Origin of the sequence: Nocardioides sp. REDSEA-S30_B4, assembly GCF_001627265.1 — a bacterium.
GTDB lineage: Bacteria > Actinomycetota > Actinomycetes > Propionibacteriales > Nocardioidaceae > Nocardioides.
On record NZ_LUPI01000029.1, the window covers coordinates 30826 to 56368 of the forward strand.

General features: G+C 72.6%; 25 protein-coding genes, 3 pseudogenes and 1 riboswitch. Of the genes and pseudogenes, 20 read left to right on the forward strand and 8 right to left on the reverse strand.

From position 1 onward, the window contains the following. The first annotated feature begins 30 nt into the window (after positions 1-30). The 6 genes and pseudogenes from A6R01_RS07400 (at position 31) to A6R01_RS07425 (ending at position 8125) form a co-directional block, all read left to right on the forward strand. Positions 31-435, forward strand: a complete 405-nt coding sequence (locus tag A6R01_RS07400; RefSeq protein ID WP_292604824.1) for a pyridoxamine 5'-phosphate oxidase family protein — start codon at positions 31-33, stop codon at positions 433-435. A gap of 9 nt (positions 436-444) precedes the next feature. After that, entirely contained in the window at positions 445-2541 is a 2097-nt protein-coding gene (gene pta, locus A6R01_RS07405; protein ID WP_292604825.1) for a phosphate acetyltransferase, read from the forward strand. Beyond that, the gene (locus A6R01_RS07410) at positions 2538-3740 is read left to right on the forward strand and encodes an acetate kinase (RefSeq protein WP_292604826.1); all 1203 of its coding nucleotides are present in this window, start codon (positions 2538-2540) and stop codon (positions 3738-3740) included. Before pta ends, A6R01_RS07410 begins: the two co-directional genes overlap by 4 nt. 83 nt (positions 3741-3823) lie before the next feature. Continuing rightward, entirely contained in the window at positions 3824-6238 is a 2415-nt protein-coding gene (locus A6R01_RS07415) for a phosphoketolase (protein ID WP_292604827.1), read from the forward strand. A gap of 80 nt (positions 6239-6318) precedes the next feature. Beyond that, positions 6319-6537 (forward strand): annotated as a pseudogene (locus A6R01_RS07420) (ATP-binding cassette domain-containing protein); the annotation flags it as partial. 568 nt (positions 6538-7105) lie between these two features. Continuing rightward, positions 7106-8125 (forward strand): hypothetical protein, encoded by a 1020-nt coding sequence (locus A6R01_RS07425; RefSeq protein ID WP_292604828.1) that lies wholly within the window; start codon positions 7106-7108, stop codon positions 8123-8125. A gap of 50 nt (positions 8126-8175) precedes the next feature. Here A6R01_RS07425 and A6R01_RS07430 read toward each other — a convergent pair whose 3' ends face one another. The 5 genes and pseudogenes from A6R01_RS07430 to A6R01_RS07450 form a co-directional block, all read right to left on the reverse strand. Then, positions 8176-9186, reverse strand: a complete 1011-nt coding sequence (locus A6R01_RS07430) for a S66 peptidase family protein (protein WP_292604829.1) — start codon at positions 9184-9186, stop codon at positions 8176-8178. Beyond that, positions 9183-9401: a hypothetical protein gene (locus tag A6R01_RS07435; protein WP_292604830.1), complete on the reverse strand. Its 219-nt coding sequence runs from the start codon at positions 9399-9401 to the stop codon at positions 9183-9185. The genes A6R01_RS07430 and A6R01_RS07435 overlap by 4 nt, the downstream gene beginning before the upstream one ends. A 97-nt stretch (positions 9402-9498) precedes the next feature. Beyond that, a pseudogene (locus A6R01_RS18265) lies at positions 9499-9945 on the reverse strand (MBL fold metallo-hydrolase); the annotation flags it as partial. Positions 9946-10033: 88 nt separating this feature from the next. Further along, positions 10034-10351 (reverse strand): hypothetical protein, encoded by a 318-nt coding sequence (locus A6R01_RS07445; RefSeq protein WP_292604832.1) that lies wholly within the window; start codon positions 10349-10351, stop codon positions 10034-10036. Between the two features lie 24 nt (positions 10352-10375). Beyond that, positions 10376-12055 carry an AarF/UbiB family protein gene (locus tag A6R01_RS07450; RefSeq protein ID WP_292604833.1) on the reverse strand — a complete coding sequence of 560 codons (1680 nt, stop codon included), beginning with the start codon at positions 12053-12055 and terminating at the stop codon, positions 10376-10378. A 183-nt stretch (positions 12056-12238) separates the two neighbouring features. On the opposite strand from A6R01_RS07450, the gene A6R01_RS07455 reads away from it, so the two are divergent. Next, positions 12239-13474 carry an NADH:flavin oxidoreductase/NADH oxidase family protein gene (locus A6R01_RS07455; RefSeq protein ID WP_292604834.1) on the forward strand — a complete coding sequence of 412 codons (1236 nt, stop codon included), beginning with the start codon at positions 12239-12241 and terminating at the stop codon, positions 13472-13474. Between the two features lie 18 nt (positions 13475-13492). Here the strand turns inward: A6R01_RS07455 and A6R01_RS07460 are convergent, their stop codons facing one another. Both A6R01_RS07460 and A6R01_RS07465 read right to left on the reverse strand, forming a co-directional pair. Then, positions 13493-13780, reverse strand: a complete 288-nt coding sequence (locus tag A6R01_RS07460) for a DUF1330 domain-containing protein (protein ID WP_292604835.1) — start codon at positions 13778-13780, stop codon at positions 13493-13495. Between the two features lie 52 nt (positions 13781-13832). After that, positions 13833-14327 (reverse strand): hypothetical protein, encoded by a 495-nt coding sequence (locus tag A6R01_RS07465; protein WP_292604836.1) that lies wholly within the window; start codon positions 14325-14327, stop codon positions 13833-13835. Positions 14328-14696: 369 nt separating this feature from the next. On the opposite strand from A6R01_RS07465, the gene A6R01_RS07470 reads away from it, so the two are divergent. Together A6R01_RS07470 and A6R01_RS07475 are read left to right on the forward strand one after the other, a co-directional pair. Beyond that, positions 14697-15470: a spermidine synthase gene (locus tag A6R01_RS07470; protein ID WP_292604837.1), complete on the forward strand. Its 774-nt coding sequence runs from the start codon at positions 14697-14699 to the stop codon at positions 15468-15470. Next, positions 15467-15955 (forward strand): hypothetical protein, encoded by a 489-nt coding sequence (locus A6R01_RS07475; protein ID WP_292604838.1) that lies wholly within the window; start codon positions 15467-15469, stop codon positions 15953-15955. The genes A6R01_RS07470 and A6R01_RS07475 overlap by 4 nt, the downstream gene beginning before the upstream one ends. Positions 15956-15968: 13 nt before the next feature. On the opposite strand, the gene A6R01_RS07480 is transcribed toward A6R01_RS07475, so the two are convergent. Continuing rightward, positions 15969-17018 carry a hypothetical protein gene (locus A6R01_RS07480; RefSeq protein WP_292604839.1) on the reverse strand — a complete coding sequence of 350 codons (1050 nt, stop codon included), beginning with the start codon at positions 17016-17018 and terminating at the stop codon, positions 15969-15971. Positions 17019-17199: 181 nt separating this feature from the next. On the opposite strand from A6R01_RS07480, the gene A6R01_RS07485 reads away from it, so the two are divergent. The 11 genes and pseudogenes from A6R01_RS07485 (at position 17200) to A6R01_RS07535 (ending at position 25374) form a co-directional block, all read left to right on the forward strand. Beyond that, a complete protein-coding gene (locus tag A6R01_RS07485; RefSeq protein ID WP_292604840.1) occupies positions 17200-18555 on the forward strand; it encodes a hemolysin family protein in 1356 nt (451 codons plus the stop codon). Continuing rightward, positions 18552-19625, forward strand: coding sequence for a hemolysin family protein (locus tag A6R01_RS07490; RefSeq protein ID WP_292604841.1), 1074 nt, complete (start codon positions 18552-18554; stop codon positions 19623-19625). Before A6R01_RS07485 ends, A6R01_RS07490 begins: the two co-directional genes overlap by 4 nt. Further along, positions 19618-20211, forward strand: a pseudogene (locus A6R01_RS07495) (CDP-alcohol phosphatidyltransferase family protein); the annotation flags it as partial. The gene A6R01_RS07490 and the pseudogene A6R01_RS07495, both read left to right, overlap by 8 nt. Positions 20212-20502: 291 nt before the next feature. Continuing rightward, positions 20503-20991, forward strand: coding sequence for a DUF881 domain-containing protein (locus tag A6R01_RS07500; RefSeq protein ID WP_292604856.1), 489 nt, complete (start codon positions 20503-20505; stop codon positions 20989-20991). Continuing rightward, positions 20988-21320 (forward strand): small basic family protein, encoded by a 333-nt coding sequence (locus tag A6R01_RS07505; protein WP_179531229.1) that lies wholly within the window; start codon positions 20988-20990, stop codon positions 21318-21320. Before A6R01_RS07500 ends, A6R01_RS07505 begins: the two co-directional genes overlap by 4 nt. An 11-nt stretch (positions 21321-21331) precedes the next feature. After that, a complete protein-coding gene (locus A6R01_RS07510) occupies positions 21332-22120 on the forward strand; it encodes a DUF881 domain-containing protein (protein WP_292604842.1) in 789 nt (262 codons plus the stop codon). 32 nt (positions 22121-22152) lie between these two features. After that, positions 22153-22536, forward strand: a complete 384-nt coding sequence (gene gcvH, locus A6R01_RS07515) for a glycine cleavage system protein GcvH (protein WP_292604843.1) — start codon at positions 22153-22155, stop codon at positions 22534-22536. Positions 22537-22697: 161 nt separating this feature from the next. Then, positions 22698-23216, forward strand: coding sequence for an FHA domain-containing protein (locus A6R01_RS07520; protein ID WP_292604844.1), 519 nt, complete (start codon positions 22698-22700; stop codon positions 23214-23216). 69 nt (positions 23217-23285) lie between these two features. Then, positions 23286-23981, forward strand: coding sequence for a MerR family transcriptional regulator (locus A6R01_RS07525; RefSeq protein WP_292604857.1), 696 nt, complete (start codon positions 23286-23288; stop codon positions 23979-23981). Between the two features lie 42 nt (positions 23982-24023). Next, positions 24024-24497 carry a bifunctional nuclease family protein gene (locus tag A6R01_RS07530; RefSeq protein WP_292604845.1) on the forward strand — a complete coding sequence of 158 codons (474 nt, stop codon included), beginning with the start codon at positions 24024-24026 and terminating at the stop codon, positions 24495-24497. Positions 24498-24789: 292 nt separating this feature from the next. Further along, on the forward strand, positions 24790-25374 hold the full coding sequence (locus A6R01_RS07535) for a MerR family transcriptional regulator (protein ID WP_366925097.1): 585 nt from the start codon (positions 24790-24792) through the stop codon (positions 25372-25374). A 46-nt stretch (positions 25375-25420) separates the two neighbouring features. After that, positions 25421-25517, forward strand: a riboswitch (glycine riboswitch). Positions 25518-25543: the final 26 nt, after the last annotated feature.

The following is a 25543-nucleotide window of genomic DNA, read 5'->3' on the forward strand; positions in this document are numbered from 1 at the left end:
TGAGCCCCACCACGACCGAGGAGGCGGACGATGGACAACAAGACCGACACCGCGATCAGCGTCGAGGAGTGTTGGGACCTGCTCGAGGCCCACTCGTTCGGCCGGCTCGCTTACCGGCTCGTGGACGAGGTGCACGTCGTCCCCCTCGACTATGCGGTAGCGGGGAGGTCGGTGTACGTCCGCACCCACGCGGGCAACAAGCTGCTCGCCGCCGCGCTCTCCTCCGACGTCGCCCTCGAGATCGACTGCGACGCCGGTGATCATGCCTGGTCCGTGGTGGCGCGGGGTCGCCTGCGCCGGCTGGATCCACCCGAACTGCCGCCGGCGGTGGACTTCCCGCAGCGGCCGTGGTTCGACGAGCTCGCTTCCGAGATCGTCGAGCTGGTCGCCGACGCGATCGCGGGGCGGCGGTTCGGCACCGTCGGCGCCTCCTAGGCTGGCTGCGTGGAGAACAGCGTCTATGTCGCGTCCGCCGAGGGCTTCACGGGCAAGTCGGCGGTCGCGTTGGCGGTCCTCGACGCCCTGTCTCGCCGGGTGGAGCGGGTCGGTGTCTTCCGGCCCGTGGTCCGCACCGGGAGCGGGGCCACGGAGCGCGACTACGTCCTCGACCTGCTGGTCTCCCACGACGCGGTGACCCTGGCCTACAACGACTGCGCCGGCGTGACGTACGACGACGTCCACGACGACCCGGTCGCCGCGCTCGAGACCATCCTCGAGCGCTACCACCGCGTCGCGGACCGCTGTGACGCCGTGGTGGTGATCGGCTCCGACTACACCGACGTCGCGAGCCCGACCGAGCTCGCGTTCAACGCCCGCGTGGCGGCCAACCTGGGCGCGCCGGTGCTGCTGGTCCTCAACGCCGCCGGCCGGTCCGTCGCCGACCTCGTCGCGCTCACCGACATGGCCCGCGTCGAGATCACCGGCAACCACGCCCGGCTCTTCGCCGTGGTCGCGAACCGGGTGACGATCAGCGACCCCGTCGTCCTGGCCGCGGGTCTGGCCGCGGGGCTGGAGGGCCCGGACGCCCCGCTGGTCTACGCGCTGCCGGACGAGCCGCTGCTGTCGGCGCCGTCGATGGCCGACCTGGTCCCCGCCTGCGCCGGCACGCTGGTGGCCGGCGACCCGGCGCTGATGGACCGTGAGGTGCTGGGCGTCGTGGTCGCCGGGATGACGATGCCGAACGTCCTCGACCGGCTCACCGAGGGTGCGGTCGTGGTGACCCCGGGGGACCGGCCCGAGGTGGTCCTCGGCGTGCTGATGGCCCACCTGTCGGCGGGCTTCCCGCAGGTGGCCGGCATCGTGCTCAACGGTGGCATCGCCCTGCCGCGCCAGGTGGTGCGGCTGCTCGAGGGCTCGGGCGCGACGCTGCCGATCGTCGCGACCGACCTCGGCACGCACGAGACCTCGACCGCGCTCACCGCCGTCCGGGGCCGCCTCACCTCCGCCTCGCCCCGCAAGATCGCCGTGGCGCTCGCGCTCTTCGCCCAGTACGTCGACGCCGACACGCTCCTCGACCGGCTCGACGTCGCCCGCAGCACCGCGGTCACGCCGCTGATGTTCGAGCACCAGCTGACCGACGACGCGGTCCGCGACCGCCGCCACATCGTGCTGCCCGAGGGGGAGGAGCCGCGGATCCTGCAGGCGGCCGACCTGGTCCTGCGGCGCGGCATCGCCGACCTGACCCTGCTCGGCGACCCGGTCCGGATCAGCGCGGCCGCCGCGAGCGCGGGCGCCGACGTCACCGGGGCCCGGATCGTCGACCCGTCCGCCTCCGACCTGACCGAACGGCTCGCGGCCGAGCTCCTCGAGCGGCGCCGCCACAAGGGGATGACGGCGGAGGAGGCGCGGACGACGGTCCAGGACGTGTCGTACTTCGGCACCCTCATGGTCGAGCTCGGCCTCGCCGACGGCATGGTGTCCGGCGCGGTCCACACCACCGCGCACACCATCCGCCCCGCGCTCCAGGTGGTCCGCACCGTGCCGGGAGTCTCGGTGGTCTCCTCGGTCTTCTTCATGTGCCTGGAGCACCAGGTCCTCGTCTACGGCGACTGCGCGGTCAACCCCGACCCTGACCCCGAGCAGCTCGCGGACATCGCGATCTCCTCGGCGGCGACCGCCTCGGCGTTCGGGATCGAGCCGCGGGTTGCGATGCTGTCGTACTCCACCGGTGCCTCCGGGTCGGGCAGCGACGTCGAGAAGGTCTCGGTGGCCACGGAGCTGGTCCGCACCCGGGCGCCCGAGCTCCTCGTCGAAGGCCCCATCCAGTACGACGCCGCGATCGACCCCGCGGTCGCGGCGACCAAGCTGCCCGGATCGCCGGTGGCCGGTCGCGCGACCGTCTTCGTCTTCCCCGACCTCAACACCGGGAACAACACCTACAAGGCCGTGCAGCGCTCGGCCGATGCCGTCGCCATCGGCCCGGTCCTGCAGGGGCTGCGCAAGCCGGTCAACGACCTCTCGCGGGGGGCGACCGTCCGCGACATCGTCAACACCATCGCGATCACAGCCGTGCAGGCTCAGCGGGGTGGGGTCGCGCAGTGACCTCCCACGTCCTGGTCCTCAATACCGGCTCGTCCTCGCTGAAGTACCGCCTGCTCGACCCCGGGTCCGGCGAGACCGCCGCGGCCGGCCTGGCGGAGCGGATCGGCGACCGGTCCGGTGTCGGTGTCCTCACCCACACCGACGCCGCGGGTGAGCGGCACCGCAGCGAGCTCGACCTCCCGTCGCACGAGGCGGCGCTGAGTGCCGCCCTGGCTGCCTTCGACGAGCACGGTCCGGCCCTGACGACGTCGTCGGTGCGTGCGGTCGGCCATCGCGTCGTGCACGGCGGTGATCGCTTCTCCGCGCCCGCGCTGGTCGACGACGCCCTGATCGCGGCGGTCGAGGAGCTGGTGCCGCTCGCCCCGCTCCACAACCCCGCCAACCTCGCCGGCCTCCGGGTCGCGCGCCGGCTCTTCCCCGAGGTCCGGCACGTCGCGGTGTTCGACACCGCCTTCCACCAAACGATCCCGGAGCACGCCTACACCTACGCCGTGCCGATCGCCTGGCGCGAGGAGCACGGGATCCGACGCTACGGATTCCACGGCACCTCGCACCGCTTCGTCAGCGAGCGGGCCGCGCAGTTGCTCGGCCGACCGGTGGGCGAGGTCAACACGATCGTGCTGCACCTCGGCAACGGCGCCTCGGCCACCGCCGTCGCCGGGGGAGCCTCGGTCGAGACCTCGATGGGCGTGACCCCGCTGGAGGGTCTGGTCATGGGCACCCGCTCGGGTGATGTCGACCCGTCCCTGCACGCTCACCTGCACCGGCAGCTGGGCTGGTCGCTGGAGGAGATCGACGGCCACCTCAACCGCGACTCCGGTCTCAAGGGCCTGACCGGGCAGGGCGACTTCCGCGAGCTCGAGGCCCGGATGGCGGCGGGTGACCCGGCGGCCCAGCTGGCCTTCGCGGTTTGCTGCCACCGGCTGCGCAAGTACGTCGGCGCCTACTACGCCGTCCTCGGACGGGTCGACGCGATCGCGTTCACCGGCGGGGTCGGCGAGAACTCCGCCGTCCTGCGGGCGGCCGCGCTGGCCGGGCTGGAGCGGCTCGGGATCGCGGTCGATGCGGCGGCGAACGACGCCCCGTCCCGCGAGGCCCGGCGGATCTCGCCCGCCGACGGCGAGGTCGCGGTCCTCGTCGTCCCCACCGACGAGGAGTGGCAGATCGCGCGGGAGGCGCAGGCCCTGCTCGACGGGTGACCTTCGGCCCCTGTCGTGGGGCCACGCGACGCGGCAGCATGGGTCGCGGGGGGATCCGACGGACGACTTCTCGAGGAGACCACGTGACGCTGGACGATGCCGAGCTGGCCCGGTTGGACGCCTGGTGGCGGGCCGCCAACTACCTGTCGGTGGGCCAGATCTACCTGCTCGACAACCCGCTGCTCGACCGCCCGCTGGCGCGGGACGACGTGAAGCCGCGACTACTGGGCCACTGGGGCACCAGCCCCGGCCTCAACCTCGTCTACACCCACCTGAACCGGCTGATCCGTGAGCGCGACGTCGACGCGATCTTCCTCGCCGGTCCCGGCCACGGCGGACCGGCCGCGGTCGCGAACGCCTGGCTGGAGGGCACCTACTCCGAGCTCTACCCGCGCGTCGGCCCCGACCGCGACGGCATGCGGGAGCTCTTCCGCCAGTTCTCCTTCCCGGGCGGCATCCCCAGCCACGTCGCGCCGGAGACGCCCGGGTCGATCCACGAGGGCGGCGAGCTCGGCTACGTCCTCTCCCACGCGTACGGCGCCGCGATGGACAACCCCGACCTGCTGGTCGCCGCCGTGGTCGGCGACGGCGAGTTCGAGACCGGGCCACTGGCCGCGTCCTGGCACTCCAACAAGTTCGTCGACCCGGTCCGCGACGGGGCGGTGCTCCCGATCCTGCACCTCAACGGCTACAAGATCGCCAACCCGACCGTGCCGGCGCGAATCCCGCGCGCGGAGTTGGTCAAGCTGCTCGAGGGCTACGGCCACGAGGTGCTGACCGTCGAGGGCGACGACCCGGCCGACGTACACCGCCAGCTCGCCGCGGCGCTCGACACCGCGCACGACACGATCACCGATACCCGCCGCGCGGCCCGCGAGGACGGCGACCTGGAGCGGCGGCCGAGTCCGATGATCCTGTTGGTCACCCCCAAGGGCTGGACCGGGCCCAAGGTCGTCGACGGCCTGCCGGTCGAGGGCACCTGGCGCGCCCACCAGGTCCCGCTCTCGGAGACCCGCGACAACGACGCGCACCGCGCCCAGCTCGAGGAGTGGCTGCGGTCCTACCGCGCCGAGGAGCTCTTCGACGAGGCGGGCGTGCTGCGACCCGACCTCCGCGCCCTCGCGCCCGAGGGCACCCGCCGGATGAGCGCCAACCCGCACGCCAACGGCGGGCTGCTCACCCGTCCGCTGCGGCTGCCCGACTTCCGGACCCGCGCGGTCGACGTACCCGCGCCGGGCGCGACCATCCACGAGCCCACGAAGGTGCTGGGGGAGTACCTCGTCGACGTCGTGCGCGACAACCCCGACAACTTCCGCATCTTCGGTCCCGACGAGACCGCCTCCAACCGGCTCAGCCCGGTCTACGAGGTGACCGACAAGGTCTTCGCCGGCGAGATCCTCGACGTGGACGAGCACCTCGCCCGCTCCGGGCGGGTCGTCGAGATCCTCTCCGAGCACACCTGCCAGGGCTGGGTCGAGGGCTACACGCTCACCGGTCGGCACGGGCTGTTCAGCTGCTACGAGGCGTTCATCCACCTGGTCGACTCGATGTTCAACCAGCACGCCAAGTGGCTGAAGACGACCCGGGAGATCCCGTGGCGGGCCCGGGTGCCGAGCCTCAACTACCTGCTGAGCTCGCACGTGTGGCGCCAGGACCACAACGGCTTCTCCCACCAGGACCCCGGGTTCATCGACCACGTCGTGAACAAGCGGGCCGAGGTCGTGCGCGTCTACCTGCCGCCGGACGCCAACACCCTGCTGTCGACCATGCAGCACTGCCTGGCCAGCCGGCAGTACGTCAACGTCGTCGTCGCGGGCAAGCAGCCGTCGTACGACTGGCTCGACGCCCACCAGGCCGACCTGCACTGCGCCCGCGGCGCCGGCATCTGGGAGTGGGCCTCCAACGACGAGGGCCGGCCCGACGTGGTCATCGCCTCGGCCGGTGACGTGCCGACCCTCGAGGCGCTCGCCGCCACCAAGATCCTGCGCGAACGGCTTCCCGACCTGCGGATCCGGTTCGTCAACGTCGTCGACCTGATGCGCCTGCAGGACGAGGGCGAGCACCCGCACGGCATGAGCCAGCGTGAGTACGACAGCCTCTTCGGCACCGACGTGCCCGTGGTCTTCGCCTACCACGGCTACCCCTGGCTCATCCACCGGCTGACCTATCGGAGGGCGAACAACGAGCACCTCCACGTGCGCGGCTACAAGGAGGAGGGCACGACCACCACGCCCTTCGACATGGTGATGATGAACGACATGGACCGCTTTCACCTGGTCATCGACGTCGTCGACCGCACGCCCGGCCTGGGCACGCGCGCCGCGTCGTTGCGTCAGGAGATGGTCGACCTGCGCCGCGAGGCGCGGCAGTGGACCCGCGACCACGGCGATGACCTGCCGCTCGTGCGTGACTGGCGGTGGAGCGACGAGGGCGAGCGGCCCGGCGAGGGACGGTCCCCGTCGGTCACGGCGGCCGCTGCCACCAGCGCCGACGCCTGACGGGGCGGCCCGTACGACGCCCCGAGCATCCGGGACCTTCGCCCCATGTCGTGGTGTCCGGTCGGGCCTACGGTCGTGTCGTGACGACCCCAGCCATCGCGATCGAGGGCCTGGCCAAGACGTTCGGGCGGGTCCGAGCGCTCGACGGGCTGGATCTCACGGTGACTCCGGGGGAGACCCATGGCTTCCTCGGGCCGAACGGCGCCGGCAAGTCCACGACCATCCGGATCCTGCTGGGACTGGTGCGCGCGAGTGGGGGAGCGGTCCGCCTTCTCGGATGCGATCCGTGGAGTGACGCGACCCCGTTGTGCCTCCCGCACAATCCTCTTCCCGTTAGAGGGCAGGGCTCCCTCTTGCAGTGAGGGCCAGCGCGCCAATACTGACGGTGGCAGGAGTGTGCCGAGCTCAACGAATCTGAACCGCTCTCGCTTTACTCACGGTTTTCACAGCGGAACGATGACGAACGTTGATGAGCCAGTAGGCCCAAACGGGCGTATCGCCGCAGGTCAGAGCCGAGTTTGCCAACTATTGCAAAGGAAGTCCGGTGCTCGGCTCAAGACAAGGGGTCGCAGGTTCAAATCCTGTCAGCCCGACCGAACGAGAACAGCGCCTGACCTGCGGAAACGCGGGTCAGGCGCTGTTTCTGTCCCAGTCGCGTGCCACACGTGTCCAACGGCATGCGGCCGGGAAGCCATCTGCATCGGAGAGCCGCTCACAATCCCGGACGTTCGATGGACGCCGGTCGTGGAGGTCGTAGACGGCACCCGGTGCCGGACAGGACCTCCAATCGACCCGTCGGCTCGCGCTGCCGCCGTGCCTGTGGACGCAGCGAGGCGCGGGAGGACGTGTCCGCATAGCCTTGCCGGCATGACGACATCTCGGGGTCGCCTCGCGGCCGGCCTGCTCCTGACCTGCGCCCTCGCCACCGGTTGCGGTGGCACCACCGACGAGGAGACGCAGACGTTCGTCCTCGACGACGCCTTCGCCGAGGCGAGCGAGGCGACGAGCTACCGGATCACGTCCTTCACCGCGCAGGACCTGTCGTCCTCGCTGATGGGCGTCGACACCGAGACCGAGATCGACGAGGACAGCCCGACGCTCACGGCCGAGGTCAGCCCCGAGCTGAGCCACATGACGATGGACCTGTCCGCGATCCTGGGCCCGATGACCGGCGGCGGTGCCGACGTCGGGTTCGAGATGTGGGTCGGGCCCGAGCGGATCACCGTCGACTCCCGTGACTACGCCGCGCTGAAGGAGGCCAACCCCGAGGCCGACCTCGGCCCCTTCGAGCCCGGCATCTCCTACTTCGACCTCGCCGTGGTCCCTGAGGACGACTCCTCGATCGTGGAGCTGATGCTCGGGCAGGGCGTCACCGACCTGCGGCAGCTCTCCGAGGACCTCCCCGAAGTGCTCAAGGACGTCGAGCGCGACGGCGACACCGTCACCGGCACCGCGCCGTACGCCGAGGTGATGGCGGCCATGGGCGCCGACGTCGAGCAGTCCTCCCGCAGCGTCGCCGCCGGGCTGGCACTCAACCTGGGCGTCGACGTCGACGACCTCACCGACCTCTACGTCGACTTCTACGAGGCCACTCTCGCCGAGGTCACCATCGGGCTGGACGAGGACGAGCAGGTGTCCTCGGTGGAGTACACGGCGGACCTGTCCGAGATCTACGTGTCGATCTTCGACCGACCCGAGATGTTCGACCCGCGGCCGAGCGACGAGGAGCTGGCCCAGGTCGAGGACCTCGCCTCGGACACCGAGTGGGTCATCACCGTCCTGCAGCGCTTCGAGGTCGACGACGACCTGGTCGTGGACCCGGCCCCGGAGACCGACGACGACCGCACCGACCAGTGGGTGGCGTTCCTCGAGAACGCCGGCTTCTGATCGGCCCTCAGGCGGCGAGGATCGGCCCCGGCGGGTGGCGCGGCTGCGGGTCAGCGCAGCTCCTGCACGAGCTCGTGCACGTCGCCGTCCACGGTGATGGTGGTGAGCGCTCCGTTGACCAGGGGCAGGTGCGGCGGGACGTGCCCGATCTCGACGTCCAGGACGAGGGAGACGCCCAAGCGGCCGAGGGCGTCGAGCACCGCCTGCTCCTGGGTCATCCGTGGATGGTCGGGCGCGTTGGTGCGGCCGACGAGGATCGCCGAGGCGTGCTCGAACCAGCCGGCCAACCGCAACCCGTGCAGGTGGCGGCATATCGTCGCGGCACCGTCCTCGGCGGCCTCGACGTAGACGATCAGGCCCTCGTCCGCGTGGGCCTCACCGAACGCGGCGACGTCGCCGTACGGCGTGCCCGCCAGGTTGACGAGGGTCTCGATGCACCCACCGATGAGCCGCCCGCCGGCCACCAGCGACTCGGCACCGTGCAGCCGCCACCGGCCGCCGGTCACCTCGCGCCACTCGGTCGCCCGGGGGTCGCCCTGCCGGGGTTCCCAGTCCGCGACGACACCGGAGTCGCGCTGGACGTGCGGCCCCGGACCCTCCGCGAGCGCCGTCCACGGCAGCAGCCCCGCCGGCGGCTGGTAGGGGGTGTCGGCCAGGTTGTCGCCGTGGATCGTCGCCCAGCCCAGGCGGGTCGTGATCGGCAGCAGCAGGGTCGAGATGTCGGAGTACCCGACCAGCCAGGTCGGCTCTGCGGCCGCCAGCGCGTCCCAGTCCAGCCGGTCGACGAGGTCGACCGCGGTCTCACCGCCCCACGGAGGCAGCACGCACCGGACCGCGGGATCGCAGAACATCTCGGTGAGCTCGGCCGCGCGGCGCTCGGCGGACGCGGACGTGATGCCCGAGCCGTCCATGCAGTCGCCGACGACGACCTCGAACCCCTCGGACCGCAGCCACTGCACGCAGAAGTCGATCCGGGCGGCGGCCGAGCCCTCGACGCCGGCTGACGGCGACGTCACGGCGATCGTGTCGCCGGGACGCAGCGGCGCCGGGTAGCGGATCATGAGCCCGCCCCCGCGACGAGCGCCGCCGCTCCGGGGTCGTGCGCGGCGACGACCCGCAGCCCCGGCTCGGCGGCCAGCAGCTCGTTGACGGCCCGCGTGGAGGCCCGCTGCTGCGCGGTGGCGCCGGTGCCGGGGACCCGCTCGTCGGCGAGGAGCGCGGGGTCGTAGGTCAGGTCGCCGACCACGAGCAGCGGGACGGCATCGGGCCGGCGCACCAGCAGGCTCTGCGAGCCGCGCGAGTGCCCGGGGGGGGGGCAGCAGGACGAGCGTGCCGTCGTCGTACAGGTCGGTGCCGGTGGTGAACGGGCCCAGCGGCGCTGGCAGCGGTGCCGGGACCACCGGGGTGAACGTGACCGACGGAGGTGCCACGTGCTCGGGCATCACGCCGTGGGCTGCGGGCTGCTTCTCCTCCAGCAGCGCGAGCTCGTCGGCCGACACGAGCACCCGGGCGTGGGGGAGCAGACCGATGTTGCCCGCATGGTCCTGGTGCAGGTGGGTGAGGACGACCGTGTCGACGTCGCTGACCGACCGACCGATCCCGCCCAACCGTGCCGGCAGGTGGTCTGCTGCGTCGACGTCGAAGTCTGCCTGGCGGCGGTACGCCCATCCGAGCACGCCGCCCGGGTGGTAGCCCGGCTCCAGTGACGCCGGGCTCTGCCCCGTGTCGACCAGCAGCACGCCCTCGTCGTGCTCGACGACCACGACGTTGACCGGCAGCCACGGCGTCCACGAGCGGGAGAAGGCCGTCCACCAGAGCATCGGTCGCCAGGTGCCGGCGACGTTGTCGGGCCGCACACGGACCCGGCCGACCTGCAGGACGCTGACTCTCGAGACTCGTGGCACCTGCTCATCCTGCCCCGGAGTCGCCCCGACCCGCCCCCGGAAGGGGTACGCCGGCCGACCACCGCTCCTCGCGCTCGGCGTCGCTCTGCTCCCACCACGGCGTGCCGCGCTCGCCGAGTGCGACCTTGGCTGCCTGGACGCCCGCGCGGGAGGCGGCCTCCTCGTCGGTGTCCTTGGTGCGACCGACCTCCCGCCGCCACGCCATCAGGAGGCGGGTCAGCTCGGCGCGGCGCTCCTCGGGGATCGCGGGGTCGGTGGCCCGCCACCGGCGGCCGTCGATGACGACGTAGCGGCCGTCGGGGGTGCGCTCGGGCTCGCTCATGGGGGCTCGCTCATCGGGGCCCGCTCACGAGGTCCCCGGTCCTCGGCGGCGTCCGAGGTTGGCCCGTCGGGTCTGCAGCGCGATGCGCACCAGCATGCCCACCGAGCCCAGCACGGCCAGCACGAACACCGCCAGTGCCATCCGGCTGGTCAGCGACCCCTCGTCGTCGCTGCTGGCGGCCAGGATCGCGGCGGCCAGGATCATCGAGGCCAGGACCACCGCGGCGGCGAGGACGTTCGCGAGCTTGTGCAGGCCCCGCAGGAACTCGTCCTCGTCGATGGCGTCGACGCGCAGCTCGAAGTGCCCGCGCCCCAGGGCGTCGAAGGCCCGGTTGACCCGGCCGGGGAGCTCCTCGACGAACTCCTTGGTCTCCAGGAGCGTGGCCATCATCGCGGCGGGCGTCGTGCGCATCGAGGACTGCATGATCCTGGTGACGTGCCGCTGCAGGGCCTCGCGCGGCTCGAACCGGGGATCGAGGGCGGTCGCCACCTGGTCGAGGTTGAGCAGTGCCTTGCCGAGCAGGGAGAGCTCGGGCTCCATCCGCAGGCCGGCCTCCCCGGCACGGACGGTGAGCTGGAGCACGAGCGAGCCGATCTCCAGCTCGCCCAGGCTCGCGTCGGCGGCGCGCCCCACGAGCTCGGCGACGGCACGCCCCAGCGCCCGTTCGTCGAAGTCCGGCAGCGGCTGACCGAGCCGGATCGCGATCCGGGTGACCTCCTCGGGACGAGCGTCGGCGAGCGCCAGGAGCAGCTTCACCAGGTGGTCGCGCACGGACGGCGCGATCCGGGCGATCATGCCGATGTCGAGCAGCACCAGGCGTCCGTCCGGCGTCACCAGCACGTTGCCGGGGTGCGGGTCGGCGTGGAAGACGCCTTTGTCCAGGACCTGGTCGAGGTAGGCGGCGAAGAGCTCGTCGGCCAGCGCCGCGCCATCGAGGTCCATCCGCCCGAGAGGACCGATGTCGGTGATCTTGCGCCCCTCGACGTACTCCATGGTGAGCACGCGACCCGTCGTGAGCTCGGGCACCGGGGCGGGCACGACGAGCAGGTCTCGGCCCGCGACGAGCTCACGCACCCTGGCGAGGTTGTCCGCCTCGCGCCGGTAGTCCAGCTCGTCGACGAGCACCTTGCGGAACTCCTCGAGCAGGTCGGCGAACCCGAAGCGCCGGCCGGCGTCGGTGTGTCGGTCCAGCAGCCCGGCCAGGTCGGCGAGGACCTCCATGTCGTCGCGGATCCGCTCCCGGACACCGGGCCGCTGCACCTTGACCACGACCTCTCGCCCGTCACGCAAGCGTGCGCGGTGGACCTGCCCGATCGAGGCCGCTGCCATGGGGACCGGGTCGAACTCGGCGTACACCGACCTCAGCCTCACCTGGAGCTCGCTGCTCACGATGTCCTCGACCTGCTCGAGGCCGAACGGCTCGACGTCGTCCTGCAGCCGGGAGAGCGCCTCGACGTAGGCCGGCGAGATGAGGTCGACCCGCGAGGACATCAGCTGGCCGAGCTTCACGAACGTCGGGCCCATCGCCTCCAGGTCGGCGGCCAGGCGCTCGGCGTCGGCCTCGACGCGATCGGAGGCGGGCTCGTCCTCCAGGACCTCCGACAGGCCCGAGGAGCGGACCAGGTCCCCACGGCCGTGCCGCACGAGCAGGCCGGCGATCTGTCGGTAGCGGGTGAGATGGGCGGGGGAGAGGGAGAGCGACATGGCCGGTCCACGCTAGGCGGGCGGTGGGCTCTCCGCCTTCACCCGCAGGTGGGGATGGCCACCGGGGGATCGGGTACGCGACGGCAGGGGTGGCGGCCGGCCGCGTGCTCGACCGGATGCCGCTGACCCCCGCGGGCTGAGAACGACCGGGGCGAGCGGCGTGCCTCCACTACGGTGCCGCCCGTGCCCCGACTCAGTGACCCGCTGACCCTGCCCTCCGGACTCACACTGCCGCACCGCATCGCCAAGGCGCCGATGACCGAGAACCTCGCTGACTCCGAGCACCAGGCGACCCCGGCGCTGGAGGCGGTCTACCGCCGGTGGGCAGCCGGCGCGGCCGGGGGACTGCTGGTCACGGGCAACCTGATGGTCGACCGGCGCTACCTCGAGCGCAGCCGCAACGTCGTGGCCGACGAGCGGCTCGACGTGGCGCGGCTGGCCCGGGTCAGGCAGGCGTCGGGGGAGAGCCCGCTGATCGCCCAGCTGAGCCACCCCGGTCGCCAGACCAACCGCTTCATCACCGGGCGCCCGGTGGCGCCCAGCGCCGACGCGGGTGCGGTGCGGATGGCCGGGCTCTTCGCCAAGCCGCGTGCGCTCGAGGACGGCGAGACCGAGGCCATCGTCGCCGGCTTCGGCGCCTCGGCCCGGCGCTGCGAGGAGGCCGGCTTCGAGGGGGTGCAGGTCCACGCAGCGCACGGCTACCTGCTGGCGCAGTTCCTGTCGCCGTACGTCAACCGCCGCAGCGACCGCTGGGGCGGCGACCTCGAGGGTCGGTCCCGGGCGCTCGTCGAGGCGGTGCGCTCGGTGCGGGCGAGCACCGGCGACGGGTTCACCGTCGCGGTGAAGCTGAACTCCTCGGACTTCCGCCACGGCGGCTTCACCGAGGACGACGCCGAGCAGGTCGTGCGGATGCTGGTGGAGGAGGGCGTCGACCTCGTCGAGATCTCCGGTGGCACCTACGAGAACCCCGCCCTCTTCGGCGAGGTCGACGAGCTCGCCGAGCAGCGCGGGACCACCAGCCACAAGGAGGCCTACTTCGCCGGCTTCGCCCGCCGGGTGCGCGAGACAGCCGGTCGGGTGCCGGTGATGCTCACCGGCGGCATCCGCACCCGCGCCACGATGGAGCAGCTGCTCGACGACGGCGGCGTGGACCTGATCGGCCTCGGCCGCCCCCTGGCCATCGAGCCCGACCTCACCGCCCGGCTGCTGGCCGGCGGCGACGGGCACCCGCTGCCGCGCTACTCGCTGCCGACGGTGGCCGGGCTGGCCGGCGAGTCGGAGTGGTACGAGACGCAGATCGCCCGGATGGGGCGCGGCAAGGACCCCGACCCGGGCCTGCACGCGGCGGTCGCCGCGGCGCGCTTCGTCGGCGGTGAGATGGTGCGCGGGCTCGCGGGACGGCGTGCCCGCCGCGGCTGAGGGGGTCTCAGCGCCGGCTCAGGCGCCCGGCACGATCCGCAGGTCGCGCGCCGCGCCGTCGCCCAGCGCCGCCAAGGCCTCCTGATAAGCCGCGGAGTCGTGGCAGGCGACGGCGTCCTCGACGCTGTCGAACTCGATGACCACGCAGCGCTCCTCGCGACCTGCCTCGTACGTCGCCGCCGGGAGGCCCCGCGCCAGGAACCTGCCCCCGGCGCCGATGATGGCCGGACCGGCGAGCTCGGCGTACGCGCGGAGCTTCGCCTCGTCGGTGATCTCGAGGTAGCTGCTGACCCAGTAGGCGCTCATGGGCCCATCCTGACGGAGCCGGTCCAGGCGGGGCCGACCACCCCGGTCCGCGTCAGCGCCGCGGGGCCGGCTGCGTCGCCGCCGCCGGCACCGGGAGCAGGCCCAGCACCCCGTCGAGCACGTCGTCGAGGACGTCGGTCGTGGCGTCGGTGGTGCCGGTCAGGACACCGGTGACCGGCGACAGCGCGTCGCCCGTCACGCCGTCGACGGTGCCCACCAGGCCCCCCACGACCGGGTCCAGCAGGAGCGAGGCCAGCCCGGGGCTGCGTGACGGTGTCGTCGGGGTCGGAGGTGTCGTCGGGGTCGGGGTGCCGCTGGCGGTCGGAGCGGGGGCGGACGGTCCCGGCCCACCCGAGGGCGTGCTGCCCGGCTGCGGGGGGATCGGGTCCCCGGCGGCCACGACCGGCTGCGGGCTCGGCGCCGAGGTGGGCGACGAGGGTGCCGGCGGCGGCGTCGAGGACGAGGAACCCGCGTCGCGGGGCGAGAGGAAGGGCAGTACCGAGCCCAGCGGACCGGCGGCCACCTGGACGGCCAGCACCGCGGCCACACCGGCCGCCGCGATCGCGCCGGCGCCGGGACTCGGGTGCGCCCTCGGAGGTGGCCAGCACGTCGGCGTACCCCACGACGGTGCGGGTGGGCTGGGCCGGGTCGAGGACCACGCCGGACCAGGCCGGCCGCTCGCGGTGCAGCCACGCACCCGCACGCACGGTCCCGGCGGCGACCTCGGGGGCCACCGAGGGGTCCTCGGCCACGACGTCCTCCAGCAGGCGACCCACCAGGCCGCGGTCCGCCGGGCGCGGTGGCTCGACCTGCCAGGGGGCGGGCGACGTGGCGGGAGTGACCGAGGGGTCGGCGGGGGAGGGCATGACCTGCCCATCATGCCGTGTCCGGAGCATCCGCGTGGGAGGTTGGACCCGTGGCAGAGCGTGAGGTCCGGCTCATGGACGGTGGGCACGTCGTCCTCGTCGACGGTCGACCCCAGTCGCACGTCGACCTCGCCGACCCCACCCGGCTGGCCTTCGACTACGTACGCCGGATGGGCGACGTCGTCGACGCGCTCGGGGACCCCGGAGCCCCGATGCGTGCGATCCACGTCGGCGGGGCCGGCATGACCCTGCCCCGCTACCTCGCCGCCACGCGTCCCGGGTCACGCCAGACGGTCCTCGAGCCCGACGAGGAGCTGACCGCGCTGGTCCGTCGTGACCTCCCGCTGCCACCGCGCAGCGGGATCAAGGTGCGACCCGTCGACGGCCGCGCCGGCCTGGTCGACCTGCCGGACGGCCGCGCGGACCTCCTCGTCCTCGACGCGTACGACGACGGGCTGGTGCCGCCCGAGCTCCTGACCGCTCCCGCGCTGGCCGAGGTGGCCCGGGTGCTGGCACCGACCGGCGTGGCCCTGCTCAACGTGGTCGACCGGGCGCCGTTCCCCGTCATCCGGTCGACCGTGGCCGGGCTGCGGGCGGTGCTGCCGCACCTGGCGGCCGGGCTGGAGCCCGCGACCAGGCGGGCCCGACGCCCCGGCAACGTGCTGCTGCTGGCGGGCGCCGCGCCGGTCCCCGTGGAGGCGTGGCGGGCCCGGTCGAGCACCGGACTGTCGCCGTACCAGGTGCTGGACGGTGGGCAGGTCTCGTCCAGCTTCGGCGGGGGGACTCCCGCTCAGGAGGCGGACACGGCATGCTGGCCCGGGTGAAGACACTCAAGAGCCTGACCCATACCCTCCGCCGCCCCTCGGCCCTCCTCGGCGCCGGTGCGCTCGCGGCCTCCCTCGCCCTCACCGGGTGCAGCGGCAGCGACACCGAGGCCTACTGCGACTCCCTCGAGGGCGCCAAGTCCGACATCGACGCCCTGGAGGCGGGCGACCCCGGCGCCTTCAGCACCGCCTTCGAGGCCTTCGACGAGCTGGCCGACGAGGCCCCGAAGGAGGTCGAGGACGACTGGGCCGTCTTGCAGGACGGCGTGCAGGAGATCGAGGACGCCTTCGCCGACGCCGGCCTCGCGCTCGACGACCTGTCCGATGTCATGACCGGCGACATCCCCGAGGGCGTCGACCTCGAGAAGCTGCAGGAGCTCGGCACCACGCTCGAGGAGCTCGACAGCGAGGAGTTCAACGACGCCACCGAGGCGATCTCCGAGCACGCCGAGGAGGAGTGCGGGATCACCCTCGGCGAGGAGTGAGCACGGGCCTGGCTCAGGCCAGGTCGGGATGGGCGCGCCCCGCCACGAGCGGCAGGTCGAGGTAGGTCTGCACGCCGGGCGGGGCCGCCACCACGTAGGGGACCGAGTTCACGCAGTGCACCGCGGTCGCCACGATGCCGGGGTTGCGCAGCAGCCCCTCCTCGACGGTCTCGGGCTGCCAGCCCTTGATCGTGACGAAGGCGGGCGGGTCACCCTGCACCTCGACCTCGAAGCGCTCGCCCTCGGGCCCGAAGGTCCACGGCGGGTCGAGGTGCTCCTCGCCCATCAACCAGTTGACCGCCACCCGCACCACGCACTGCTCGCCGACCCAGGCCTCCCAGCAGAAGCGCTGGCCGGCGACGCGGCCCGGCTCGATCACCCCGATGGGCGACTCGATCGGCGCGGTGGCCACGGCCACCTCCTGGGAGGTGCGGATCTCGGCGTCGGGCGAGAAGCCCAGCACGTCCAGGCACATCCGCACCGACTGCTTGAAACCGCCGCTGAGCAGGCCGAGCATCGGCCCGCCGGACGCCTCCTCCGGTGTGCCGTCGAACATCATGATGTGGCGCACCACGTCGGGCGCGTCATAGGTGCGGATGTCGGAGAACTCCTCCCCGCGCACGTGCGTCACCGCCGAGGACAGGGCCGAGAACACCAACGGGTGCAGCTCGGTGATGCCGCCCGGGTTCAGCCCCGTGCCGTGCAGGGACACCCCCGCCTCGAGCGCCGCCGCCTCCACCACGGCCCGGTCCCGCTCGTGGGGGTAGAACCAGCCCACCGGCGTCACGACGTTCTTGCCCGAGCGCAGGATGGCCGCGACCTCCTCCGCGTCCGGCACGAGCGGGGCGTAGACCACGGCGTCGGCGTCCATCGCCAGCACGGCGTCGCGGTCGGCGCTGGCGGCCACGCCGATCTCCGCCCCGCCCAGGATCGTCCCCACGTCGACGCCGTCCTTGGCCGCCGAGTGCACCCAGCACCCGACCAGCTCGAGCTCGGGGTGCTTGAGGATCGCCTCGATCGCCGCTCGTCCCACGCCGCCGGTCGCCCACTGGATCACACGCATGCGCGGCAGCGTGGCAGAGGACGCCCGCGAGCGGTAGGGGTCGCCCGGGGTGCCCCGCTACACTTCGCTGGTCATCCGCCCTTGATCGCAAAGGACCCTGAGCTCCGCTGATGGACGGCTCCCAAAGTCGCCCGCTCTTCCCGCCCGTCGCCGCTGAGCGACCGTCCCGGGGAGAGCGCCGATGACCGCCCTGCTGCTCCTGCTGGCAGCCCTGCTCCTCGTCGTGGCCTGCGGCATCTTCGTCGCCGCCGAGTTCGCGCTCGTCACCGTCGACCGCAACAAGGTCGACCAGCTCGCCTCCGCGGGCGACGCCGGTGCCGTCGGCGTCCAGCGCGCCCTGCGCTCGCTGTCGACCCAGCTCTCCGGCGCCCAGGTCGGCATCACGCTGACCAACCTCGGCATCGGCTACCTCGCCGAGCCCGCGATCTCCTCCCTCATCGAGGACCCGCTCGGCGCCGCCGGGGTGCCCGACGGCGCGGTGACGCCGATCGCGCTGGCCCTGGGCCTGATCATCAGCACGATCCTGACCATGCTCTTCGGCGAGCTGGTGCCCAAGAACTTCGCGATCGCGCTGCCGCTGGCCACCGCCCGCGCGACCCAGCGCCCGATGCGGCTGTTCACCGCCGTGAACACCTACCCCATCCGGTTCCTCAACGGCGCCGCCAACGCGCTCGTACGCCGGCTCGGGATCGAGCCCCAGGAGGAGCTGCGCTCCGCGCGCAGCTCGACCGAGCTCGCCTCGCTGATCGCGCGCTCCGCCGACGAGGGCACCCTCGACGCGGACACCGCCGAGCTGATGGAGCGCTCGGTGGAGTTCGGCACCCGCACGGCGGGCGAGATCATGACCCCGCGGATGCGCACGCTGTCGCTGGAGCTCAACGACCGTGCGCAGGCGATCATCGACCTCACCCGCTCCAGCGGGCACTCGCGGTTCCCCGTGCTCGACGAGGAGCACAACGTCGCCGGCACGGTCCACGTCAAGCACGCCGTGGCGCTGCCGGTCCACGAGCGCTCGACCACCAAGGTCAAGCACCTGATGGCCAAGCCGATCGTCGTGCCGGACTCCCTGCGCCTCGACCCGCTGCTGCAGCTGCTGCGCGAGGACGGGTTCCAGATGGCCGTGGTCCTCGACGAGTACGGCGGCCACGCCGGCATCGTCACCCTCGAGGACGTCATCGAGGAGATCGTCGGTGACATCTCCGACGAGCACGACCGGCTCGGCTCCCGCGGCCGACAGCGCCGCGACGGCAGCTGGGTGCTCTCCGGGATGCTGCGACCCGACGAGGTCGAGGACCTGACCGGGATCGAGCTGCCCGAGGACGAGTCCTACGACACCGTCGGAGGCCTGGTGATGCGCTCGCTCGGCAAGGTGCCGGAGACCGGCGACATCGCGGAGGTGCCCGTGCCCGACCGCACCGACCCCGACGAGCCCCGCGAGCAGCTCGCGGTGCTGGCCGTGGAGCACATGGACGGCCTGCGGGTCGACCGCGTCTCGCTGCGGCTGCTCGACACCCCGACGGCAGGTGAGGAGGCATGAGCGACGCCACCGCCCTGGTCATCGCGGTCCTGCTGCTGGCCGCCAACGCGTTCTTCGTCGGCGCGGAGTTCGCCCTGGTCTCCGCCCGCCGCTCCCAGATCGAGCCGCTCGCGCAGTCCGGCTCGAGGATGGCGCGGAGCACCCTGCGGGCCATGGAGAACGTGTCGTTGATGATGGCCGGCGCCCAGCTGGGCATCACCATCTGCTCGGTCGGCCTCGGTGCCGTCGGCGAGCCGGCCGTCGCCCACCTGATCGAGCCGCTCTTCGAGCGGGCCGGGGTCACCGAGGCGCTGGTCCACCCCGTGGCGTTCGTGGTCGCCCTGGCGATCGTGGTCTGCCTGCACGTCGTCCTCGGCGAGATGGTGCCGAAGAACATCGCGATCGCGGGCCCCGACCGGGCCGCGCTCGTCCTCGGCCCGCCGATGCTGGGCGTCGTGACCGTGCTGCGGCCGATCATCGTCTCGCTCAACGCCATCGCCAACGGCACCCTGCGCCTGCTCAAGGTCGAGCCCAAGGACGAGCTGTCCTCGGCGTTCACGCGCGAGGAGGTCGCGGCCCTCGTGGAGGAGTCGCGCGGCGAGGGCCTGCTCGAGGACGACGAGTACGACCGGTTGGCCGGTGCCCTCGGTTTCACCGAGAAGACCGTCGCGGCCGTCCTGCTCGAGCCGTCGTCGCTGACCACGGTCTCGCGCGGGTCCAGCGCCGCGGACGTCGAGTCGCTGTGCGCCGCCACCGGCTACAGCCGCTTCCCGGTCGCCGGCGAGGACGGTGAGCTGGTCGGCTACCTGCACATCAAGGACGTGCTCGAGCCCGACGAGGAGCGCCGCAACCGGCCGGTCGAGGACAAGTGGGTGCGCCCGTTCGCCCCCGTGGGCCCCGACGACCTGCTGCACGACGTGCTGGAGCAGCTCCAGCGCCGGGGGGCGCACATGGCGCGGGTCGTGACCGCCGACGGCACCACCGTCGGGCTGGCCACTCTCGAGGACGTCATCGAGGAGCTGGTCGGCGAGATCCGCGACGCGGCGCACCACGACGAGCCGTCCGACGTCGTACCCCCCGTCATTGGCTAGGGTCCTGCGGGTGACCGAGCGAGCGACGGCGGGGACGGACGCAGGGGTGTGGACCCTGCCCAACCTGCTCAGCGCCATCCGGCTGGCCGGGGTCCCGGTCTTCCTCTGGCTGGTGCTCGGTCCCGAGGCCGACGCCTGGGCGCTGGGGCTGCTGGTCCTGTCGGGGGTCACCGACTGGCTCGACGGCTGGCTGGCTCGACGGCTCGGGCAGACCTCCGTCCTGGGGCAGGTCCTCGACCCGGTCGCCGACCGGCTCTACATCCTGGCCGTGGTCGTGGGCCTGGCCATGCGTGACGTCATCCCGTGGTGGCTGGCGGTGTCGCTGCCGCTGCGCGACGCACTGATGTGGCTGCTGGTGCCGCTGCTGCGCACCCGTGGGTACAGCGCGCTCCCGGTCCACTTCCTCGGGAAGGCCGCCACCTTCAACCTGCTCTACGCGTTCCCGCTGCTGCTGCTCGGCGACGGTGAGGGCACCGTGGCCGAGCTCGCCCAGGTCTTCGGCTGGGCCTTCGCCTTCTGGGGCGTCGGGCTCTACTGGTGGGCCGGGCTGCTCTACGCCTGGCAGGTCCGCAAGCTGCTGCGCACCACCGAGCGCCGCCCCCGACCCGCGCGGTCGGCAGGGACGGCCGGCACGGCGGGCCGTGGCACGCCGCACCGGACCGCGGCCATCGTCGTCGCCGCCTTCGGCGTGCTCGCGACCACCGCGGCCGTGCAGACCGCCCAGGGCGCCGACGAGGCGCAGTCGAGCCGGACGGTGCTCGTGGCCCGCGTGGTGGAGCGTCGCGAGACCGTCGAGCAGCTCCAGGACCGCATCCTCGCGCTGCGTTCGGAGGTCGAGGAGTCCGAGCAGCTGCTGCCCGCGACGCCCGCCAACCAGGTGACGGCGCAGAGCCGGCTGCGCCGGCTGCAGATCCGCACCGGGTTCATCGCCGTGCGCGGCGAAGGGGTGCGGATCACCATGAGCGACGCCCCGCCGGGTGGTGAGCTGATCCGTGACACCGACCTGCAGCTGCTCGTCAACGGGCTGTGGCAGGCGGGGGCCGAGGCGATCAGCATCAACGGTCAGCGACTCACGGTCCGCAGTGCGATCGAGAACTCCGGGTCGGTCGTCAACATCAACAGCCAGCCGCTGCGCTCGCCCTACGTCGTGAACGCGGTGGGGGACCGGCGTACCCTCCAGGCAGACCTGCTGGCCAGCGACAGCGGCATCGGGGTCGCGGACCTGGTGACACGGTTCGGGTTCGGCTTCGAGATGGTCAACGTCGAGGAGCTCGTCCTCCCGGCCGCCGCCCCCAGGACGCTGCGCCACGCCGAGCCGCTGCCCGCTGACGACGGACCCCGAGACCCCGAGGAGGGCACCCCGTGATCGCCGCCCTGGGCCTGCTGGTCGGGATCGTGCTCGGTCTCGTGCTCCAGCCCGACGTGCCGCTCTCCCTGGAGCCCTACCTCCCGATCGCCGTCGTCGCCGCGCTCGACGCCGTCTTCGGCGGCCTGCGTGCCTACCTCGACGGCATCTTCGACGACAAGGTCTTCGTCGTCTCCTTCGTCTCCAACGTCGTCATCGCCGCGGCGATCGTGTGGCTCGGCGACCAGCTCGGCGTCGGAGGCCAGCTCTCGACCGGCGTCATCGTCGTGCTCGGCATCCGCATCTTCTCCAACGTGGCCGCCATCCGGCGGCACCTGTTCCACGCGTGAGCCCGGCGCCCATGTCCGACCCGCAGCAGTCCGCCGAGCAGCCCCCGGAGATGCACGCCGTCCCGTCGGGTCCCGACGAGGACTCCGGCCGCCGGCGGCTGCGCCAAGCGCTCCTGCACCCCGGTCGCAGCCAGGTCGTGGTCGCGGTGCTGCTGGCCGTGGTCGCCTTCGCCGCGATCGTCCAGGTGCAGACCGCCGAGGACGACGACACCTACGCCGGCTACCGCGAGCAGGACCTCGTCAACGTGCTCTCCGGCCTCGCCGGCGCCTCGCGTCGCGCCCGCGCCGAGATCACGCGGCTGGAGGAGGCCCGCGACGAGCTGGTCTCCGACACCGACGCCGAGCGGGTCGCCCTGCAGCAGGCGACCAACGAGGCCGACACCCTCAGCGTCCTCGCGGGCCTGGTGCCGGTGACCGGTCCCGGCATCCGCATCACCATCACCGAGGTGACCGGACGGGTGCGCGCCGACACCATCCTCAACATGGTGCAGGGCCTGCGGATCGCCTCGGCCGAGGCGATGCAGTTCAACGGCCAGGTGCGGCTGGTCGCGCAGAGCTCGTTCACCAGCGCCGAGGGCGGGCTGGTCGTCGACGGCCAGCTGCTCAGCTCGCCGTACGTCGTCGACGTGATCGGCGACCCCAGCGCGCTCGCCGGGGCGATGTCGATCCTCGAGGGCCCGCGCGTGGACCTGGCCGAGGACGGGGCCGAGGTCGAGGTCGAGGTCCTGGCCTCGCTGGACATCGAGTCGGTCCGACCCGCCGTCGAGCCCGAGTACGCACAGCCCCAGGACGCGCAGTAGCCTGCCGACACCCGACCCCCAGGAGAGACACCTTGTACCCCGACGACCTGCAGTACACCGCGGAGCACGAGTGGGTCCGCACCCCGGGCGAGCACGAGGGCGCGGTGCGCATCGGCATCACCCACTACGCCCAGGACGCCCTCGGTGACATCGTCTACGTCTCCCTGCCCGAGGTGGGCGAGAGCGTCGAGGCCGGCAGCACCTGCGGTGAGCTGGAGTCGACCAAGTCCGTCTCCGACGTCTACGCGCCGGTCACCGGCGAGGTCGTCGCCCGCAACGAGGCGCTCGACGCCACCCCCGAGCTGGTCAACAACGACCCGTACGGCGGCGGCTGGCTCTTCGAGGTCAAGCCGGCCGGCGAGGTCGGCGACGGCCTGATGGACGCCGCGACGTACGAGGCCTCGCTCGAGGGCTGAGCCGGTCCGGTCAGCCCCTCCCGACGGCCCCTCCCGGACCTCGTCGGTTCGGAGTTGAACCACGCTGCACGGCTGATAGGTTCTCCCACGCCATCACCCTCCACCCGGGGGTGAGGGTTGGGAGCGTCAGCGACGCGAGTCCACCACCCGAGGAGACCCCGATGCCGTTCTGCACCGCCTGTGGTCGGCAGAACCCCGACGACGCCCGCTTCTGCTCGCAGTGCGGGACCCGTCTGGTGACGCCGGACGCCCCCGCGGAGCCCTCGCGCGGCGAGACCACCGCGACCATCTCCATCGGCGCCGGCGACTCGCGGGTGGAGACCTCGGACCGCCAGCTCAACCCGGTCGACGCCGCCGCCGTGGACGCCCTGCCGGTGGGCCACGCGCTCCTGGTCGTGCAGCGTGGCCCGGGCTCGGGCAACCGCTTCCTGCTCGACACCGACAAGGTCACCGCCGGTCGTCACCCCGACAGCGAGATCTTCCTCGACGACGTGACCGTCTCGCGCCGGCACGCGGTCTTCGACCGGGACGGCTCGACCTTCACGGTCTCGGACGTGGGGAGCCTCAACGGCACCTACGTCAACCGCGACCGCATCGACACCGTCCGTCTCAAGGACGGCGACGAGGTCCAGGTCGGCAAGTACCGCCTGGTCTTCTTCTCCGGCCACGAGGGCGCCTGAGTCGTGTCCACCGGCTCCGTCTCGTCCTCGGGAGCCTCCTCGGGAGCACGTCCCTCCGGCTCGGCCCGGATGAACATCGGGCAGGTGCTCGAGCAGCTGCGTCCCGACTTCCCGGGGGTCACGATCCCCAAGATCCGCTTCCTGGAGGACAAGGGCCTGATCAAGCCCGAGCGGACCCCCGCGGGCTACCGCAAGTTCTCCGCCGACGACGTGACGCGCCTGCGCTACGTCCTGCGGATGCAGCGCGACCACTACCTCCCGCTGAAGGTCATCGGCGAGCACCTCGACGCCATCGACCGCGGGATGGAGCCGCCGCCGATCGAGCCGGTGGTCCCCACGGTGCCGACCGTGGCGCTGGCGGCCGACGGGATGCCGAGTCCCGAGTCCTTCCGTCGACGTGACGACCTGCGACTCTCACGCAAGGAGCTGCTGAAGGTGGCCGAGGTCTCCGAGGAGCTGCTCGAGCAGCTCGAGCAGTTCGGCCTGGTGTCGCCGCGTCCCGGGACCGGGCACTACGACACCGACGCCCTCGTCGTCGTCCGCACCGCCCGTGAGCTCGCTGACTTCGGGATCGAGCCGCGTCACCTGCGCGCGTTCAAGGCGGCGGCCGATCGCGAGGTCGGGCTCGTGCAGCAGGTCGTGGCTCCCCTGGAGCGCGGCCGCGACGCCGCCGCCAGCGCCCGTGCCGCCGACGCCGCCTCCGAGATCGCGGCCCTGTCGGTGCGTCTGCACGCGACCCTGGTCAAGACCGGCCTGTCGCGCTGACCTGCCCGCCGCCTCTCCCCACCGGCGCGTAGGGTGGGAGACATGCGTGAGGTGGACGTCATGGGAGTCCGGGTCGAGATGCCCTCGAACCAGCCGATCGTCCTGCTGCGCGAGGTCGCGGGGGACCGCTACCTGCCGATCTGGATCGGTGCGGTCGAGGCCACGGCCATCGCGTTCGCCCAGCAGGGCGTGACCCCGCCGCGACCGCTGACCCACGACCTGCTCAAGGACGTGCTCGAGGCGACCGGCAACGCGTTGGAGGAGGTCCGCATCACCGACGTCAAGGACGGGGTGTTCTTCGCGACGCTCGTCCTGACCTCGGGCACCGAGGTCTCCGCACGTCCCTCCGACTCCATCGCCCTGGCCCTGCGCACCGGTTCGCGCATCGTGTGCTCCGAGGACGTCCTCGACGAAGCCGGCCTGGCCGTGCCCGCCGAGCAGGAGGACGAGGTCGAGAAGTTCCGCGAGTTCCTCGACCACGTCACCCCCGAGGACTTCGAGGCCCCCTCCGACTGAGGCCCTGATCCTGCCGAGCCGGCGTATCAATACGCCGGTTCGACCCACGCGCCCCGCCGAGCCGGCGTATCAATACGCCGGTTCGGCGCGAAGTCTCACTCTCAGGTTGAGGGTTCGACACGCCGCGAGAGTCTTTGACCCTGTCGGTGGCCGGGCTTACGGTGAGCCGTCTCTGTTGTAACTCCACCGTTGTGGTCCTCCCGCCCGGGAACGCCTGCGACGTCTTCCCCCTCGGAGTTACGGTGAACGGAGTAGACACCGGAGGACCCGCGTGAACGAGCACGAGCAGGAGCTGCGCGAGAGCGTCGACGCCGCACGCGCGGCCGAGGCCGCCGACGAGCAGGGACTCCTCTTCACCGACGACGTCTCACCCCTGCCCAGCGACCTCGGCTACCGCGGGCCCACGGCCTGCAACGCTGCCGGGATCACCTACCGCCAGCTCGACTACTGGGCCCGCACCGGCCTGGTCGAGCCGACGGTGCGGGGTGCGAAGGGGTCGGGCTCCCAGCGCCTCTACTCCTTCCGCGACATCCTCATCCTCAAGGTCATCAAGCGGCTGCTCGACGCCGGCATCTCGCTGCAGCAGATCCGCACCGCGGTCTCGCACCTGCGCGAGCGCGGCACCGACGACCTGACCCGCGTGACGCTGATGAGCGACGGTGCCTCGGTCTACGAGTGCACCTCCAACGACGAGGTCATCGACCTGCTCCAGGGCGGGCAGGGTGTCTTCGGCATCGCCATCGGTGGCGTGTGGCGCGAGATCGAGGGCACGCTCGCCGAGCTGCCCTCCGAGCGCACGGCCGACGAGGCCGCCGCCGAGGCCCCGGTGGTCGGCGACGAGCTCGCGGCGCGCCGCGCGGCCCGCTCCGCCGGCTGAGGTGGCGCCGGCCCTGCGCCGGCACTGGTAGATTCGCTCCCGCTGACCATCCCGCGCGGGAGAGTCTCCTCGTCTCAGGCGGGGGGCGCCGAAGGGGCAATTCCTCCCCGGAACCTCTCAGGCACCCGGACCGCGCAGGCCAGGCGACTCTGGAGCACCCCGGCACCCG